The organism is Candidatus Omnitrophota bacterium, assembly GCA_041653595.1.
Classification (GTDB): domain Bacteria; phylum Omnitrophota; class Gorgyraeia; order Pluralincolimonadales; family Pluralincolimonadaceae; genus Pluralincolimonas.
The window spans coordinates 1-15,905 of the sequence record JBAZFB010000025.1 but is presented as its reverse complement, the minus strand read 5'-3'; the positions used below and the strand labels follow the sequence as shown (position 1 = coordinate 15,905).

Annotated in this window: 20 protein-coding genes; 4 read left to right on the top strand and 16 right to left on the bottom strand. The window is 51.1% G+C overall.

Annotated elements, in window-relative coordinates:
* The 12 genes from WC317_07515 to WC317_07460 all read right to left on the bottom strand — a co-directional run.
* On the bottom strand, positions 1–687 hold a 687-nt coding region (locus tag WC317_07515), incomplete at its 3' end, for an amidophosphoribosyltransferase (GenBank protein ID MFA5339975.1).
* The gene (locus tag WC317_07510) at positions 687–1,655 is read right to left on the bottom strand and encodes a transketolase C-terminal domain-containing protein (GenBank protein MFA5339974.1); all 969 of its coding nucleotides are present in this window, start codon (positions 1,653–1,655) and stop codon (positions 687–689) included. The genes WC317_07510 and WC317_07515, both read right to left, overlap by 1 nt.
* Positions 1,652–2,473, bottom strand: a complete 822-nt coding sequence (locus WC317_07505; GenBank protein ID MFA5339973.1) for a transketolase — start codon at positions 2,471–2,473, stop codon at positions 1,652–1,654. Before WC317_07505 ends, WC317_07510 begins: the two co-directional genes overlap by 4 nt.
* Positions 2,474–2,478: 5 nt before the next feature.
* Positions 2,479–3,993 carry a DUF1846 domain-containing protein gene (locus WC317_07500; GenBank protein ID MFA5339972.1) on the bottom strand — a complete coding sequence of 505 codons (1,515 nt, stop codon included), beginning with the start codon at positions 3,991–3,993 and terminating at the stop codon, positions 2,479–2,481.
* Positions 3,994–4,006: 13 nt separating this feature from the next.
* Positions 4,007–4,771 carry an undecaprenyl-diphosphate phosphatase gene (locus tag WC317_07495; GenBank protein ID MFA5339971.1) on the bottom strand — a complete coding sequence of 255 codons (765 nt, stop codon included), beginning with the start codon at positions 4,769–4,771 and terminating at the stop codon, positions 4,007–4,009.
* An 18-nt stretch (positions 4,772–4,789) separates the two neighbouring features.
* The gene (locus tag WC317_07490) at positions 4,790–5,116 is read right to left on the bottom strand and encodes a DUF4870 domain-containing protein (GenBank protein ID MFA5339970.1); all 327 of its coding nucleotides are present in this window, start codon (positions 5,114–5,116) and stop codon (positions 4,790–4,792) included.
* 21 nt (positions 5,117–5,137) lie between these two features.
* Positions 5,138–6,358, bottom strand: a complete 1,221-nt coding sequence (locus tag WC317_07485; GenBank protein ID MFA5339969.1) for an FAD-dependent oxidoreductase — start codon at positions 6,356–6,358, stop codon at positions 5,138–5,140.
* A gap of 12 nt (positions 6,359–6,370) precedes the next feature.
* A complete protein-coding gene (locus tag WC317_07480) occupies positions 6,371–6,529 on the bottom strand; it encodes a rubredoxin (GenBank protein MFA5339968.1) in 159 nt (52 codons plus the stop codon).
* 3 nt (positions 6,530–6,532) lie between these two features.
* Positions 6,533–7,729, bottom strand: coding sequence for a flavodoxin domain-containing protein (locus tag WC317_07475; protein ID MFA5339967.1), 1,197 nt, complete (start codon positions 7,727–7,729; stop codon positions 6,533–6,535).
* A gap of 1 nt (position 7,730) precedes the next feature.
* Entirely contained in the window at positions 7,731–8,258 is a 528-nt protein-coding gene (locus tag WC317_07470; protein ID MFA5339966.1) for a ferritin family protein, read from the bottom strand.
* A 51-nt stretch (positions 8,259–8,309) separates the two neighbouring features.
* Entirely contained in the window at positions 8,310–8,591 is a 282-nt protein-coding gene (locus tag WC317_07465) for a ferredoxin family protein (protein MFA5339965.1), read from the bottom strand.
* A 28-nt stretch (positions 8,592–8,619) separates the two neighbouring features.
* Positions 8,620–9,915, bottom strand: a complete 1,296-nt coding sequence (locus WC317_07460; GenBank protein MFA5339964.1) for a glucoamylase family protein — start codon at positions 9,913–9,915, stop codon at positions 8,620–8,622.
* 78 nt (positions 9,916–9,993) lie between these two features.
* Here WC317_07460 and WC317_07455 point away from each other — a divergent pair, with 78 nt between their 5' ends.
* From WC317_07455 to WC317_07440, 4 genes are read left to right on the top strand one after another with little or no spacing between them, the layout of a single operon-like run.
* Positions 9,994–10,689, top strand: a complete 696-nt coding sequence (locus WC317_07455; GenBank protein MFA5339963.1) for a ComF family protein — start codon at positions 9,994–9,996, stop codon at positions 10,687–10,689.
* The gene (locus WC317_07450; protein ID MFA5339962.1) at positions 10,690–11,433 is read left to right on the top strand and encodes an LptF/LptG family permease; all 744 of its coding nucleotides are present in this window, start codon (positions 10,690–10,692) and stop codon (positions 11,431–11,433) included.
* A 2-nt stretch (positions 11,434–11,435) separates the two neighbouring features.
* The gene (locus WC317_07445; GenBank protein MFA5339961.1) at positions 11,436–11,777 is read left to right on the top strand and encodes an LptF/LptG family permease; all 342 of its coding nucleotides are present in this window, start codon (positions 11,436–11,438) and stop codon (positions 11,775–11,777) included.
* Positions 11,774–12,865 carry an LptF/LptG family permease gene (locus WC317_07440; protein MFA5339960.1) on the top strand — a complete coding sequence of 364 codons (1,092 nt, stop codon included), beginning with the start codon at positions 11,774–11,776 and terminating at the stop codon, positions 12,863–12,865. Before WC317_07445 ends, WC317_07440 begins: the two co-directional genes overlap by 4 nt.
* A 111-nt stretch (positions 12,866–12,976) precedes the next feature.
* Here WC317_07440 and WC317_07435 read toward each other — a convergent pair whose 3' ends face one another.
* The 4 genes from WC317_07435 to WC317_07420 form a co-directional block, all read right to left on the bottom strand.
* Positions 12,977–13,336: a hypothetical protein gene (locus WC317_07435; protein ID MFA5339959.1), complete on the bottom strand. Its 360-nt coding sequence runs from the start codon at positions 13,334–13,336 to the stop codon at positions 12,977–12,979.
* Between the two features lie 589 nt (positions 13,337–13,925).
* Positions 13,926–14,534, bottom strand: coding sequence for a hypothetical protein (locus WC317_07430; protein MFA5339958.1), 609 nt, complete (start codon positions 14,532–14,534; stop codon positions 13,926–13,928).
* Between the two features lie 82 nt (positions 14,535–14,616).
* Positions 14,617–15,756 carry a hypothetical protein gene (locus tag WC317_07425; GenBank protein MFA5339957.1) on the bottom strand — a complete coding sequence of 380 codons (1,140 nt, stop codon included), beginning with the start codon at positions 15,754–15,756 and terminating at the stop codon, positions 14,617–14,619.
* 10 nt (positions 15,757–15,766) lie between these two features.
* A partial coding sequence (locus WC317_07420; GenBank protein MFA5339956.1) for a fructose-bisphosphate aldolase occupies positions 15,767–15,905 on the bottom strand: 139 nt, incomplete at its 5' end.

Sequence of the window (15,905 nt, the reverse complement as noted above, 5' to 3'; positions counted from 1 at the left end):
CTGGTTCGCCTTCCCTCCGGGCTTCCTCTGGACCATACCCTCGCCGTTCAGCAGGACGATCTCGCCGGGCTCGAGGAATTTTACCGTCTGGAATTCAAGGTTGGGGAAAGCGGTCGTCTCCGAGGCCACCGCCCACGCATCCATCCGTTTTCCGACCGCAAGCGGCGTATAGCCGGACCTGTCCCTCGCCGCGTATATCCCGTCTTTGTTCAGGATCAGCAGCGAACACGAGCCTTCTATCATCCCGGACATCTTCTCTATGCCGCCGATGATGCTGTCTCCCTGCACGATGAGTTTCGCGATCAGTTCGGTGGTATTGACCGAGCCTTTCGTGAACTCGCTGAAAGATATTCCCTTATCGAGGAGGCCGTTCATGAGTTCCTCGGTATTTTCTATAAGGCCGCATGTCACTATGCAGAGCGGGCCGAACTTCGAGTTAAGGTAGACCGGCTGCTCATCGAACGAGCTTATGACGCCTATCCCCTTGTTGCCCTTCATCCTTTTGCAGTCGTCGAAGAATTTCGACTTGAACTGGCTCTGGCTTACGCTGTGTATCTGCCGCGTGAAATTCTCCCCGAGGACCGCCATCCCTCCGTATTCGGTGCCCATGTGCGTATGGTAGTCGGTCCCGTAAAAAAGTATCTCCGCGCAGTCCCCCTTTGACACTACGCCGAACAATCCGCTCATCACCCACCCCCATTTTTTCGAGAAACGGCTCTTTTAACGGCTTTTATTATATCATCTTCCTTCAGGTTATATTTCTTCAATAATTCTTCACCTTCGCCCGACTCCCCGAACGCGTCGCGGACCGCGACCATTTCCAGCGGGACCGGGCATTCGCAGGCCAGGACCCCGGCAACAGCGCTTCCGAGGCCGCCGTTTACCTGGTGCTCCTCGGCGGTCACGATAGCGCCGGCCTCTTTCGCGGCCTTGACCACCTCTTCCCGGTCGATAGGCTTGATCGTGTGCATATTTATTACGCGCGCTTCTATCCCTTCTTTCGAAAGTTTTTCCGCGGCTTTCAGCGATTCGGATACCATATGCCCGCACGCGATGATAGCGGCGCCGGCGCCGTCCTTCAATACGCAGGCCTTTCCGAAGATAAACGGCTTTTCTTTATCCGTCACGGACGGCACGGCCTCCCTCCCTAACCTGAGATATATCGGCCCGTCTATGGCGGCGATGGCCCTTGTGGCTTTTTCCGCTTCAGCCGCGTCGGCCGGGCAGACGACAGACATATTAGGAAGGGCCGTCATCGCGGCTATATCCTCGAGAGCCTGCGCAGTAGCGCCGTCCGGCCCGACCGATATCCCGCTGTGCGTCCCGACGATCTTTACGTTGCAATTATTGTAACAGACGCTCACCCTGAAGACGCCGAACGCGTTGGCCCAGAAGGCCGCGAAAGAACAAATGAACGGGACCAGCCCTACCTTGCTTAACCCCGCGGCTGTCCCGGCGATATCCTGCTCGGCTATGCCGAGATTAAAAAATCTCTCCGGGAATTCCTTCTTGAAATATTCGGCGCGCGTGGAATCCTCGAGGTCGCCGGACAAGACGACTATATCTTTATTCTCCCGCCCCAGCTGCAGGAGCGCTTCGCCGAAACCGTCGCGGGTCGCCTTGGACCCCGCAGGGCCTTTCATCCCGGCCGTCATATCTTCTCCCTTTTGATCTCTTCAAGCGCCTTCGAAAGTTCTTCCTTATCCGGCGCCTTACCGTGCCACTTAGGGTCGCCCTCCATGAAAGAGACGCCCTTGCCTTTTATCGTGTGCGCTACTATGGCGGTCGGTTTACCTGCCGCCTGGCCGAAGAGGTCCAATGCCTTTATCACATCCTCGGGGTCGTGGCCGTTTATATCCAGTGCGTTCCAGCCGAAATCCCTCAGCCTCACGGCCAGAGGGTCCTCATTTTTTATCCGGGCGACAGGCCCGTTCTGCTGGACGCCATTATGATCGACTATGGCGCAGAGGTTGTCGAGCTTATGCTGCGCTGCGGTCATCGCCGCCTCCCAGACCTGGCCTTCCTGCATCTCGCCGTCTCCGAGCAGGCAGTATACTTTAAAATCCTTCTTTTTTATTTTCGCTCCGAGAGCCATCCCGTTGGCTACGGACAGGCCTTCGCCGAGGGATCCTGTAGAGAATTCGACCCCCGGGACGCCTGAATAGGCATGCCCCTGTAGCATACTGCCCAGCTTCCTGTAATTTTTCAGCTCTTCCTTCGGAAAATACCCGCAGGACGCGAGGATCGAATAAAGCGCGGCGCTGGCATGCCCCTTCGACATTATGAACCTGTCCCTTCCGTCCCAGGCCGGGTCACAGGGTTTGTGCCTCAATTTATAATAATACAGGCCGACGAGGATCTCTACACAGGAGAGCGAACCCCCGGGGTGGCCGCTTCCGGCCCCGGCGATGGTCTCGAGGATGTCGATCCTGAGCTTGCGCGCTTTTTCTTTAAGGTCTTTTATGTCGGGCATATTCCTTAGGACTCAAACAGGTTCTTTGTCGCGAAATTCGGTTCGCTTGTCAGGTTCACTCCCAGCTTGCGAAGTCCCGCCTCATCGCCGGATGTCGGCATGTGCGTAAGATGGACCTCGCAGCCCTTCAGCTCTTTCAGTTTCTCCATCGCTTCCTGCGCGGCCGGGTTGGTGGTCGCGCTTATACTGAGCGCTATAAGCGCCTCTTCGACATCGAGGCTTACCGTTTTTGAGGAGAGGATCTCCTTCTTCAGGTTCTTTATCGAATCGATTATGCTCGGCGAGAGCAGGTGTATCTTATCCGGAATGTCCGCGAGCCTCTTGATGGCGTTGAGGATGAGGCTCGATGTCGCATGCATCAGCTGCGAGTTCTTTCCCGTGATCACCGTCCCGTCGTCCAATTCAAGGGCCGCGCCGCAAAATATCCCGTCGTTGCCCTTGTTCTTCTTCTGGCCTTCTTCCGCGGCCCGGCGGGCGGGTTCAACGACTTTCCTGTCCCCTATCTTCATCCCGACCTCGCCCATAAGCAGCTCGGCGCGCTGGACCGTCTCTTTGTCGACGAATCCCATCGCGTATTCGCACGAATACCTGAAATACCTGCGGATGATCTCCTGCTTCGCGGCCTCTTTAACGGCTTCATCGTCCACTATGCCGAAGCCGGCCCGGTTGCAGCCCATGTCTGTCGGCGACTTGTAGACCTCGCCCTCTCCCATTATCTTCTGCAATATCCTCTTTATCACCGGGAAGACCTCGACGTCGCGGTTATAATTGATCGCCGTCTCGCCGTGGGCCTCGAGGTGGAAAGGGTCTATCATGTTAAAATCCCTCAGGTCGGCGGTCGCCGCCTCATACGCTACATTAACGGGATGCTTGAGCGGTATGCTCCATATCGGGAACGTCTCGAATTTCGCGTAGCCGGCATTGACCCCGTGCTTGTGCTCGTGGTAGAGCTGCGAGAGGCAGGTCGCGAGCTTTCCGCTGCCCGGGCCGGGGCCGGTGATTATCACAAGCGGGTTCTTCGTCTTTATGAATTCGTTCGCGCCGTAACCTTCGTCGCTGACGATGAGGTCGACATCAGTCGGATATCCCTTCGTGAAGCGGTGTGTATATACTTTTATCCCGCGCCGTTCGAGCTTGTTCTTGAATATCGTCGCCGCGGGCTGGTTATCAAAACGGGTTATCACGACCGCGTTGACCTCGATGCCCCAGTCCCTGAAGTCGTCTATCAGTTTCATCGCGTCGACATCGTAGGTGATGCCGAAGTCGGCCCTGACCTTCTTCCTTTCGATATCGCCCGCGTAGATGCAGAGCAGTATGTCGGCCCTGTCCTTAAGTTTTTGGAAGAGGCGCATCTTTACGTTCGGGTCGAATCCCGGCAGGACCCTCGACGCGTGATAATCGAAAAGGAGTTTGCCGCCGAATTCCAAATAAAGCTTGTTGTCGAACTTCACGACCCTTTCAAGGATCGCGGCCGTCTGTTCGCGAAGATACTTCTCGTTGTCAAAGGCCGGCTTTTTCATTTAAGGAGACCCCCTATCTCCTGGCAAAGATGAACAAAAATATCACCAGGCTGAACACCAACCTGTATATGACGAATGCCGTAAAAGAATGCCTCTTCAGGTAATTTAAAAGAAAACGGATCGACAGGAATCCAGTTGCCGCCGACACTATAAAACCGGCAAAAAGCGACAAGCCGTTCTCGCCTGAGGCGATCGCGCCGATATCCTTCAGTTTTAACACGGTCGCGCCGATGATGATGGGCGCCGAAAGCAAAAACGAGAACCTGGCCGCCGTTTCCCTGTCGAACTTTAACCCTATGCCCGTGGCCATGGTCACGCCCGACCGCGATACCCCGGGGACTATGGCAAGCGCCTGCGAGATGCCGATCAAGACCGAATCAATAAAATTCAGCGACTTCAGCGTCCTTGTCTTCCGGCTGTACCTGTCGATAAAGTAAAATATTACCGCGAAGACGCTCATCGCGAATGCGATGAGCAGTGGCGACCTGAAGACCGTCTCGGCTTTTTCCTCGAGCAGCTTTCCTATCACCGCTCCCGGGACGCTGGCGACGATGATATACCAGAGGAGCCGCCCCCTGATTATGCCGAACCAGTCCCTCCAGAAATACGCCAATACCGCCGCGAGCGTGCCCGCGTGAAGCGCGACGTCAAAGGCGAGGCTGTGCTCCTGCCACCCGAACAGCCACGGGACGACGATCAGGTGCGCGGAACTGCTGATAGGCAAGAATTCGCCCACGCCTTGGACTATGCCAAGAATGATAGATTGAAACAGGCCCATATTTTTATTATCTCTATGTTACTTACTGGCGATCTTCTCCGCCATATTCCCGATCCCGGGCAGCTTGAACATCTCGCCCGAGTAGGCCTTGATGATGCAGATGACCCAGACCGCCAAGCCTAATATTCCCAGGAACAACGGGCCTATGACGGTGATAACCAGCAATATCGACACGATCGTCAAACCGCCGAAAAAGATCAGCGACTGCATGGCATGGAACTTCACGAACTTGTTATCCTTCTCGACAGCGAAGATTATCAGCCCGGATACCCAGCCGAATACATACGCCAGCGCCGCCGCGAGGGTTGCGTCTATCCCCAGGGAACTTTTGCCGACATCCGCCATTTTACCCCCTCCTTGCCCGTTTTAGTCAGGCCTTTTTTGGAACGCCTCCGTTAACGCCGCCTCTCCGCCCAATAACGCGTCCTTATTGCCCGACACCGCTGTCCCGTCCTTTATTATCCGCGTGAGCCCGGCGACGCCGTCTTTCTCGCCCAATACTATCGCGCCGACTAGCCTCCCGTCCTTGATCACGCACTTCCTGTAGATGCCTTTGCCGGCGTCTTTCCTGCAGACCGTTTCATATCCTTCGCCTTCCGGGTTGACGACGCCTATCGAAGTAAGGTCGATGCCCATCACTTTAAGCGTCGCCTGGAAAGTAGTCCCCTTATATTCGAACGGCCTGTCTATGATGTTCGAGGCCGCCGCGAGCCCCTGGTCTATCGCCGCCGGGATTATGCCGTAAACCGTCCCGTTGAATTCGGCGCAGTCGCCGGCCGCATATATGTTATCGCAGCTTGTCCTCATGAATTTATCTACCAGTATCCCTTTCCCGATGCCGATGCCGCAGTTCTTCGCCAATTCGGTATTCGCGCGGACGCCGGCCGAGACGATGAAGAGGTCCGCCTCGATCTTTCCTATCTCCTTGGAGAGGAGGCAGGTCTTCGCGCCTTCGGTCATGATGCGGTCGCACGTGACCTGCAATACGACCTCGATATTGGATTTTTCGATCCTGGATTTCAGTATCCCGCCGCCCTCATCGTCCAGCTGGCGCGGGAGGAGCCTTGAATTATGTTCGATGATCGTTACCTTGAGCCCCCGGTCGGTCAGGGCCTTCGCCGTCTCGAGGCCGAGCAGGCCTCCGCCGATGACCACCGCCCTGTTTTTCCCGCGGGCGAACGAGCGTATCCTGAGGACATCGGCGATATTCCTGTAAGTGAAGACATCCCGGGACTTGATCCCTTCTATCGGAGGGACAAAAGGCGATGCGCCGGTCGTAAGGAGGACCTTGTCGTAATCGTTTTGCCCGTCCTTTTCGGTCTTTAATTTTTTAGAGGGGAGCCCTATATCGAGGACTTTATTTTTTAGGGAGACTTCTATGCCGCGCTTCTTGTACCATTCGTCATTATACGGGAAGAGCAGGTTCAGGTCCGTCGTCTCCGCGAGGAGCCTGTCCAAAAGAGGGCGGGGATAATAATTGTATTCTTCGTCGGTGAAGATAGTTATCTTTGCGCCGGGGGAATTTTCGGAGATGGATTTAGCGGCGGTGATGCCGCATATCCCGTTTCCTACGATGGCTATCTTCATAGTTTGGGACGGTTATACCTTTTCGAACATATCCTTCGGTGCGCCGCACTCGGGGCAAACCCAATTATCGGGAAGTTTATCAAAAGGCGTCCCTGCGGAAATGCTCGCGGTAGGATCGCCTATAGCCGGATCGTATATGTAGCCGCATACCGTGCAACGATATTTGTCCATGGTTTATGCCTTTCCGGTTATCTTCTTCGCCAATTCAACGCCCATCTCATAACATCTTTTCAATTCATTTTCGTCCGGGATGTATTTGACCGCGATCGACGGCAGTGCCTGCTCAATACCAGCCTCTTTGAAGAAATTTTCCAGAGCTGGTACCGCGCCTCCGGCCCAACCGTAGGAACCGAACGCCGCCCCTATCCTGCCCTTCGGCTTCAGGCCGTTCAGGAATTCGAGGAACCCGGCCATGGTGGAGAGCATCCCGTTGTCGTGCGTGGACGAACCGAAGACGAAGCATTTGGCGTCGAGCATCTGGCTATTCACCTCGCTCCTGTCGGAGCGCGTGATATCGAAGAGTTTCACCTCAACGCCGCCGTCGGTAAGGCCCTCTGTTATCTTCCTGGCCATCATATCGGTCGAGCCCCACATCGTCTCGAAGATGACGACCACTTTCGGTCTCGTCTCGTTCTTCGTCCATGAAATATAAGAATTGATTATCTTCATCGGGTCGCGCCGCCATATGATCCCGTGGCTCGGCGCTATCATCTTTATGGATATGTTCATCTTGAGGATCTCGTCTATCTTCCTGGCGATCATGCCGCCGAGCGGCCAGAGGATATTCGCGTAATACTTCCCGGCCTCGTCCATCAGCGCGCACTGGTCCGTCTCGTCGTCGAACCTCTCCGAGGTCGCGTAATGCTGGCCGAAGGCGTCGTTCGGCAGGAGCAGCTCCTCCTCGGCGCAATAGGTGAACATGCTGTCCGGCCAGTGGATCATCGGAGCCTCTATGAACGTGAGGTTCCGCTTGCCGATATTTAATTTGTCCCCTGTCTTGACGGCCTGGAGGCCCCAATCCGTGTAATACATCCTCGCGAGGCCTTCCTTGCTTTTCGCCGTGCCGAAGAGTTTGGCCTTGGGGCAAAGTTTCATCAGTTCCGGCAGCCCGCCGGAATGGTCCGGCTCGATATGGTTGACCACGATATAGTCTATCTTTTCGACCGGCACGATCTCGCGTATCCGCCCGATCTGCTCGCCGGCAAAAGAGCCGGGAACGCCGTCGATAAGCGTCACCTTCTCATCGATAATAAGATATGAGTTGTAGGTCGTGCCCCTTTTTGTCGAATAGGTATTCCCGTGGAAGGTCCTTATGTTCCAATCGACTACACCTACCCAGTATACGCCTTTTTTTATCTCGACGGGCCTCATTTCAACCGGCCTCCATTACCCTTCCTTCCCGTTTCACGAACCAGCTTGCCGAATCCGAAAGGAGCGAGTATGCCTCTTCGAGCAGCTCATAGTGGTGCTCCTCTTCCTTTTTCAATCTGTCAAAAAAAAGCTTTGCTATGCGTATATTTGTCTCCTCCGATTGTTTATCATAATAATCGTAGCTCTTCGTCTCTTTCTCCATCGCTATCGTTATCGCCTCGAGGTTCGACGGGTCGGCCTTCAGCTTCTTTTTTTCCGGCGCGGAAAGCGGCCTGAAGACAAGGACTAATTTTTTCTTCGCGTCGCGGGATATCGCCGCCGCGAAATCGCCCCAGTCCTTCTCCCCTTTCAGGCCGTGCTCTATCACCTTGATGCGTTCGATATGGAGGAGTTCCTGGTCGGCGAGCGAAACGAGGAGTTTTTTCGCTACGGGGTTTTTCGCGGTCTTGCTCGATTTAAGGTAAAATTTGCGGCCGTCCTCTTCCATCTTTATCGCGGCCTGCAGTATCTTCAGGTCTTTCTTCGGCATGGTAGTCTCCTTTTGCGGGATTTTAATACTTTATTGATGAAACAGTCTGGATTAACCGAGCCTGTAAAGGATGCCGAAACCGCCCTGCGGATAGTTCCAATCGACGTTCATGAACTCATCGCAGATGACGCGGCAGGTGCCGCATTCGAGGCAGCCGTCGACATTGACTTCGGCTATGCCCTTATCGTTGATCTTCCAGCAGTCAGAAGGGCATCCTATCGAGCATTGTTTCCTGACGCATTTAAGACAGAGCTCCTTGTCCTTCACCTTTATATGGGGTTCCGGGCCGAGCTTGAACCTGTTCACGAACAATTTATCTTCAATGCGGGTCATTTTATCCGTCCTATGCGAAAATATTATCTCACAATCGGGGCGAGGCTTCAAGGTTTTTGTTGCCGAGTTTGCAAAGTTCCATCCAGGACTTGATGCAGCCGTTGCGCATGAAATAATCCCAGACCAGGCCTGTCCTGTAGTCCTCGATCATAATCACCGAGACGCCCTGGTCTATGCCTATATAGTTCCCGCTCCACCAGTTTTTGTCGAGATTAAAGCCCGCCTTGAACCCATACTTGCCGTAGACCTTGTCGCCGTATTTATTATACAAAGCCCTAACCGACTTGATCGCCGTATCCGGTATCAACGGTATGGAGGCGACCATGCCGTAAGGGTTTATCGTGCCGTCGTGGATGATATTGTCGGCAGGCAGGGCGCCGTACCCCTTATACCCTTCCGGGCCGTCGCCGGCGGTAAGGCCCCAGCCGTTCTCCCCGTATCCTTTATGTTTATTAGAATTATCGATGCAGAATTTCCTGTTCGCCAGCGCCGCGTCTATCGAGTTCTGCCAATAACTGAACCCGTCCTCGTCGATATTGCGGAAATCTACCCATGCCTGCGCGAACTGGTAGGTAAAAAGGCTCCCGAAATATGAATAGATGATCCTGTGCCCTCCGTATTCGCCCCTCGGGCGCCTCCATTTCCTCCACGTCTCAGGCGGGATAGGATACGTGGGCGAACCTATGGCGAGTATATAAGCGATAAGACCCTCGTTATACCAGTCCCAGTACGCGCTCAGGAAACCTTTCTTCGGGTCCCATCCCATGGACATCAGCTGCTTCTGATTCATCATCCACTGCCAGTCGGTGCGGTAATACAGGTAAGTCGCGAGCCGTTCCAATTCCGTCCCCTTGAAATACTGCGCCGCGAACAATGCCCCGGCGAGGAAGAGCGCCGTATCTATTGACGAGACCTCGGAATTCCACATCCGCCGGCCGGTCTTCATGTCGACGAAATGGTAATAGAACCCGCGCTCGCTCTTCAGCGTATTCTTGAAAGTCCTGAGCGTCCTGAAAGCGCGCTTGTAGGCCTCGTCGTATGTTATCCAGCCCCTGCTCTGCCCGATGCATATAGCGGCAAGCCCGAATCCCGTGGCGGCTATGCTTGACGGGGCGCCGGGTTGGGAGTTATCGGCGATGAGCCCTGTCTCCGGGTCGGCCTTCTCCCAGAAATAGAGGAACGTGTCGTGTTCTAACTTATCCAGGAATTCCTCGTCGGCTTTCGAGAGCGCAGGCCAAGCCTCCCCGGCCGCCCAAGAGGCAGGAATAAATGCAGTTGATGCAAAAACAGCGCACGCAAGTGCCGCGGAAACGATCTTCTTCATTGCTCCAATTATATCATATCGGCCGGAAATTAACAGCCGCAGTTGACACCCCGCCGGTATTGTGCTATTTTATAGCCAATGTTAAAGACGATTTTGTCATCGACAGGTGATTTCTGCTTGACATTCCTGAACCTGCTTTACCCGCAGGACTGCCTCGTCTGCAGCGGCAGGGCGCGCGAGTTAAAGCCCACTCCGCTCTGTGAGCCGTGCAGCGACAGGATAATGGCCTACGTCGGCTCGCCCCACTGGGCTACGGCCGAAAGGGAGCTGGCTTTTGACGCGGCCTACCACGTCGCCTCTTACGAGGATATCGTCAAGAGATGCATCTGCCTCTTCAAATACGAGGGCAAGACCCGCCTTTCGAAAGTCCTCGGCTCGGTCATGGTCGAATACGCCGCCAGGAACCTGAATTTCGGCTCCGTAGATATGATAGTGCCTGTGCCCCTCCATCCCGTCAAATTACGCGAGAGGCAGTTCAACCAGTCCGAGCTGATCGCCGAGCACCTCGCCAAAAAATTCAACAAGAAGATCGAGAAGGACTGGCTTAAGAGGATCAGGTATACCGCCCCGCAGGCCGGCCTTTCCCGGGAACAGCGCCTCAGGAACATCAAGGGCGCCTTCCTCGTGAAAAGGGAGGCGGACTTCGCGGACAAATCCGTCCTTCTCGTCGACGATGTCATGACGACCGGCGCCACCCTCCACGAATGCGCCAAGACCATAAAATCCGCCGGCGCCAAAAAAGTGCTCGCTTATACCCTGGCGTGCGGGAACTAGATGAAGATAATAAGAAGATACCTGCTAAAAGAGATCATCGGCCCTTTCCTGGCGGCTTTCATAGTCTTAAGCTTCTTCTTCGTGGTCTTCAACATAATAAAATTGGCCGACATGATCATAAACAAAGGCGTAAATTTTTTCTCGGTCATACAACTCCTGCTCTACATGCTGCCGTCGGTCTCCACCTGGACCACGCCTATATCGATCCTGGTGGCCACCCTCCTCGCCTTCGGAAGACTCTCGGCCGATAACGAGATAACCGCGATGCGGGCGAGCGGCATAAGCCTATACCGCCTGGTACTCCCCCTGGTGATACTCGGCCTGGTGATAAGCCTGATATCATACGAATTCAACGATTGGGTCATCCCGTCCCTGCGTTACAAGATGAGGAAACTGACCGCCCAGATAGGCACCAAGAACCCGGCCGCTTACCTGGACGCCGGCACTTTCATCAAGGACTTCAAGGGCTACATCGTCTTCATTTACGGGATCGACAAGAACAAGCTCACAAATATAAGGATATACCAGCCCCAGGAAGGCAAACCGACCAGGACCATAATCGCCCAGAAAGGCGAGATAGATTATATAGAATCGAAGGACGCGGTCCGGATGAAGCTGATAAACGGGACGGTCGACGAGCCCAATCCCCAGGACCCTAACAATTTTTATAAGCTGAATTTTAAGACTTACTATATGACCCTCGACCTTAACAAGGCCCGGAACCTGAACGTAAAAAAAAGGTAGATATGTCGATAGATGAGCTGAACCAGGAGATAAAGAAACTCGGCGCCGACTCGGTCGACACCACGCCGCTCCGCATAGAGATCCACAAAAAGATATGCTATTCGTTCGCGTCTCTTATACTTATCCTGATAGGCGTGCCGCTCGGGCTTATGGCGCGCCGCGGGGAAAAACTGATAGGTTTCGCCTTAAGCCTCGGGGTGATCCTGGTATACTACACCCTGCTCATCTTCGGGGAGGTCCTGGCTAAAAAGGGCGTGGTCTTCCCCGGCCTCGGCATCTGGCTCCCGAATATCATATTCGGCGCCATCGGCCCGGCGCTCATATTCTGGATGGCGGAACAATGAAAATAATAGACAAGTATATAACAACGGGGTTCATCTGGCCTTTATTGTATTGCCTCATCGTCTTCGTCTTCCTCTACATGGTCTCGGATGTCCTGAGCCGCATCGATACCCTCGTAAAACAGGACATACCTTTCGATGTGGTGAAAAATTATTACCTCTCCTCGCTCCCGGTGGTAATAGTCCAGACGGTGCCGTTCGCGATGCTGCTTGCCATGGTCTTCCTCTTGGGCAACCTCAACCGGCATAACGAGATCATCGCGTTAAGGGCAAGCGGGGTCGACACATTGCGGATAATCGCGCCGCTCCTGCTTATAGGGCTGGCCATAAGCCTCGGCGTATTCCTCATCAACGACAAGCTCGTCCCGCAGGCATCCGTCACCATGAAAATGACCGATGACCTCTATTTCAGGAAATACAAGTGGGAGAGGAACCAGCAGATGGAGAATATTACGATATTCGGGAAGGACGGGAGGCTTTTTTACGCGAGGACATACGATATCAAGAACAAGGTCCTGTATGACGTCGTCCTTCTCGAGCACGACAAGAACCAGGTGCTGAAACGCAAGATAACGGCCCAGCGCATGGAATGGACCGGAGGCAAATGGAGGTTTATCGCCTGCGATGTCTTCAGGTTCGACAAGGAAGGCAACGTCCTGGGCAAGCCCGCCATCTTCAGGACGCCGAAGATAATACAATTCAGCCAAAAACCCGAAGACCTGCTGAAGGAGCAGACCCAGCCCGAATTCATGAATTACGGCCAGCTCAAGGAATACGTGCGGATCCTGGACCTGGAGAGCAAGTCAACGGCGAGGAAACTGCTCGTGGACATGTACTATAAGCTTTCCGTGCCCTTCACCGGCCTTGTCATCATGCTCATAGGCATACCATTCGCGCTGAAGAGGACGAGGACCAAGGCGATCGGAAGCATAGGGATAGCGTTGGCGATATCAATTATCTACTACGTGGTGAACGCGATGTTCCTCGCGCTCGGTAAGGGCGGGCTTATTCCACCTGTGGTCGCCGCCTGGGCCGCGAACGTCGGATTCGCGGCCTTCGGCATATACCTTATCGGGAAATTGCGGACCTAGGCCTTCCCTGCGCAGCCCAACAGTCCGACCTTCCTCTTAACTACCAATTTTATGGCGTCGCGCGCCGGGCCCAAATATTTCCCTTTGTTGAGAGACACACTTCCTGGTTCATTACTCTTTGAATCCCGCAGGAGATATTGATATAGAGGAACCCTTAAAGTATTCTAGTACCTTTATTAGGTCTTTAATAATATAATAAGGCTCGACTCTTTCTATTTCTATTCTCCAGATAAGAATAATTTTACTTGATTCATCTTGCTGCAGTTCTTTAACATACTCCTCTAAAGATTGTAAAGTATATTTCTTGTTATTTAATTCATAATATTGCGGGGGTTCAGAAACCTTTAGTATTTTTATAACCTTTGTTTCTACGTGCCTTCCGTATATATCCTGCACCTTGGCATGCGTATTCATATCAGTTAAAACGAATATAATAAACAGCATACAACCAATGATTATGATCTTTTTCATTTAAGCTCCTTTTTACTATTCTTTTGTATCCCTTACGTATTCACCAAAATTTGTTTCGCTAACGGAGGTTTTAATCTGTCTTCTATATTTATCCTCAATCTTATGACCATGCACCCATAATTCCTGAACCGAATCTTGCACGATTTTATTTCGTTGGTCAAGAGCAAAATATATATTATAATGCCCCCCTGGAGAGACGTATAAATCACCATTATCTTTTACCTTTACAGATAAATTTTTTTGTCTCCATAGTTTTTCTTGGTTAGTGTTTAAAATCAACTCATTTTCGAAAAGAATATCCGCAATTAAATCTAGTGGAACGATCGGGGACGTGTCACTTTGGGACACTCCGCTATTTTAGAAAAGTTCTTCATAGGGCCTTGGGTTTTAACCAATGCCTCATACAAGGATTTATAGCTATTATACCATTTTCTATCATTAGGATATGGTAAATGCCATTATCTAAGACCTGACGTTTGATCCTGCATAAAGAGTCCCTCCTTTACCCTATAAAGACGTAAAAAGGAGGGAAATTATTTCAAAAATTAGGAATTTATCGGTTTAAGGATGTGTCCCTAATTACTCTGGATTAAAATAATTTCAAAGCCTTTTCGAGATTTTGTTTCCTTTGTAAGTTTTTCTCTTTTTCGATCATATTGTTAATTAAAATTTTGGCTTTTTTATCGCCTTCGATTTTTTTTATAGTATTAAGGCAAATAAGCCGATATACATCATCTTCCTCTTCTTCGCCATTAAGTGAAGCAATCTTTTCCCGGAGTGCATTTGTAGAGGATTTTCCAATCTGCATAAGCGCATAGGCAGCAGGGAAATCATCTTTATTGATCTTTATCGATTCAACCTTTTCCAAAGCAGGGTTTATTCCTATATCAAATGGCCCTATTAAAATATTGTCCACTAATGCCTGGATTCCTTCTTTCGCCTTAAATTTACCTAGAAGCCTGGCGCAGATTACGCTATTTTGATAACTGCTTCTCTCTTTAACCTCTTCAACGCATATTTTAATCAAAAAATCATGTTCTCTATGGTTATAGTATTGCTTCATAAATTTATCTATAACTTGATCGACAGGTTCGTCGGTATAGTATAGCTTTTCAAGCAAGTCAGATTTTTTTTCGTCTTCTAGAGAGATAGCTCTAGTGCTTTCACCTATTCCAACTCCAACTTTTATATTTTTCACAGAAGCGTAGCACTGAAAAACAAAGCACATTTCAACCAATAGGATGATCGAGAATAGCTTCATAACTTTGTTAGTATTATAATTAGTCAATATCGTCATTTGCCGATGCAACTTGACTTGAATCATTTAATTGTTGCCTCCCTAACTTTAAGTCAGTAACCTTTTCTTTTTTAAAAACAGGGGTAAAAGTGTATCGATATGTACTTCCTTTAAGACAAATATCGATTAAATAAACACTATTATGCCATTCTGCCTTGGCGTTTCGCCCAAGATCTTTAATAGTTGTTGTATCTGGTACAAATAAAGATACTCTATCGTGAATCATAATTGTTCCGTCTGAAATAAGAGAGCCTGGAAAGTACCTCGCATCCTTTCTGATTTCGTTAATTAAATCTTTTTCATCAGTTCCAACAAAGTATCCCCCTAAACCGTCAACATTTTTATCAATATGTAATCTCTCATAGAATCCATAATGACCCAGGTCTGGTATGACTCTATTTTGAACATCCCTAATTTTATATATAAATATTCTTCCTTTTCCCACCCATCCGGCTTTAGCTGGCATAGATTCCGAGTCCACATTTATAATTTTATTAGGCTTATGAATTTTTATAGAAAGTTTTGCGATTACGTTAGGAGGATCCCCTCCTTGAACTGAAAATTCCGAATCCAAATTTCCGCTACCTTTGCTTGTTAATGTTACCGTGGTGGTATTCTTCCCTTCTTTAGGAGATGTATCCACTTCTTGGTTTGAAAGAATAAAATTAAGGAGGTTCTCGCCGTAATAATTGTTGCGGTGGAACAGGTAGAATTTATCAGGGCCGTATTTTGACTGGAGCGTCTTTATGATGCTTATCTCTTCTTCTATAACTTCCCTGTCCAGAGCAGCACTTAGGTATATCGCAATGAGATTTTTGTCGGCGTTATTGCTATAGGACTCTTCGAGAAGCCGCAATGCGTTTTGGACTTCTTCTTTGGAGCCGGCAAGAACGGTCTGAACGAGAGCGGTCCTTTCATCGGTTGGAATTCCGTCAGAACTTATTTCAGGAAGAATTCGCGGATGTGAATATAAGGCGGAGATGATATTAAAGTTTGATTCGAAAAGCCACTTGTTCAGGAAATAAAAACACGCCGCTAATATTATCATTAACGGCGTGTTTATGAATTCTCTCAAAACATAAACATATGCGGCGGTCAAGCAGAAAGAGATTAACGTTGCCACTGCCTATACTTTAGGCCTTCCCCGCGCAGCCCAGCAATCCGACCTTCCTCTTTACAACCAATTTAATTGCGTCACGGGCAGGGCCCAGGTATTTCCTCGGGTCGAACTCGGCCGGCGTCGTAAAAAATACCTTCCTTATCGCGCCCGTC

Excerpts from the sequence above, each read along its gene's own strand:
- WC317_07490 (MFA5339970.1), bottom strand. The coding sequence starts at position 5,116 with ATGGCGGATGTCGGCAAAAGTTCCCTGGGGATAGACGCAACCCTCGCG.
- WC317_07510 (MFA5339974.1), bottom strand. The coding sequence starts at position 1,655 with ATGACGGCCGGGATGAAAGGCCCTGCGGGGTCCAAGGCGACCCGCGAC.
- WC317_07500 (MFA5339972.1), bottom strand. The coding sequence starts at position 3,993 with ATGAAAAAGCCGGCCTTTGACAACGAGAAGTATCTTCGCGAACAGACG.
- WC317_07480 (MFA5339968.1), bottom strand. The coding sequence starts at position 6,529 with ATGGACAAATATCGTTGCACGGTATGCGGCTACATATACGATCCGGCT.
- WC317_07450 (MFA5339962.1), top strand. The coding sequence starts at position 10,690 with ATGAAGATAATAAGAAGATACCTGCTAAAAGAGATCATCGGCCCTTTC.
- WC317_07435 (MFA5339959.1), bottom strand. The coding sequence starts at position 13,336 with ATGAAAAAGATCATAATCATTGGTTGTATGCTGTTTATTATATTCGTT.
- WC317_07445 (MFA5339961.1), top strand. The coding sequence starts at position 11,436 with ATGTCGATAGATGAGCTGAACCAGGAGATAAAGAAACTCGGCGCCGAC.
- WC317_07505 (MFA5339973.1), bottom strand. The coding sequence starts at position 2,473 with ATGCCCGACATAAAAGACCTTAAAGAAAAAGCGCGCAAGCTCAGGATC.
- WC317_07475 (MFA5339967.1), bottom strand. The coding sequence starts at position 7,729 with ATGAGGCCCGTCGAGATAAAAAAAGGCGTATACTGGGTAGGTGTAGTC.
- WC317_07460 (MFA5339964.1), bottom strand. The coding sequence starts at position 9,915 with ATGAAGAAGATCGTTTCCGCGGCACTTGCGTGCGCTGTTTTTGCATCA.
- WC317_07470 (MFA5339966.1), bottom strand. The coding sequence starts at position 8,258 with ATGCCGAAGAAAGACCTGAAGATACTGCAGGCCGCGATAAAGATGGAA.
- WC317_07495 (MFA5339971.1), bottom strand. The coding sequence starts at position 4,771 with ATGGGCCTGTTTCAATCTATCATTCTTGGCATAGTCCAAGGCGTGGGC.
- WC317_07485 (MFA5339969.1), bottom strand. The coding sequence starts at position 6,358 with ATGAAGATAGCCATCGTAGGAAACGGGATATGCGGCATCACCGCCGCT.
- WC317_07465 (MFA5339965.1), bottom strand. The coding sequence starts at position 8,591 with ATGACCCGCATTGAAGATAAATTGTTCGTGAACAGGTTCAAGCTCGGC.
- WC317_07455 (MFA5339963.1), top strand. The coding sequence starts at position 9,994 with ATGTTAAAGACGATTTTGTCATCGACAGGTGATTTCTGCTTGACATTC.
- WC317_07440 (MFA5339960.1), top strand. The coding sequence starts at position 11,774 with ATGAAAATAATAGACAAGTATATAACAACGGGGTTCATCTGGCCTTTA.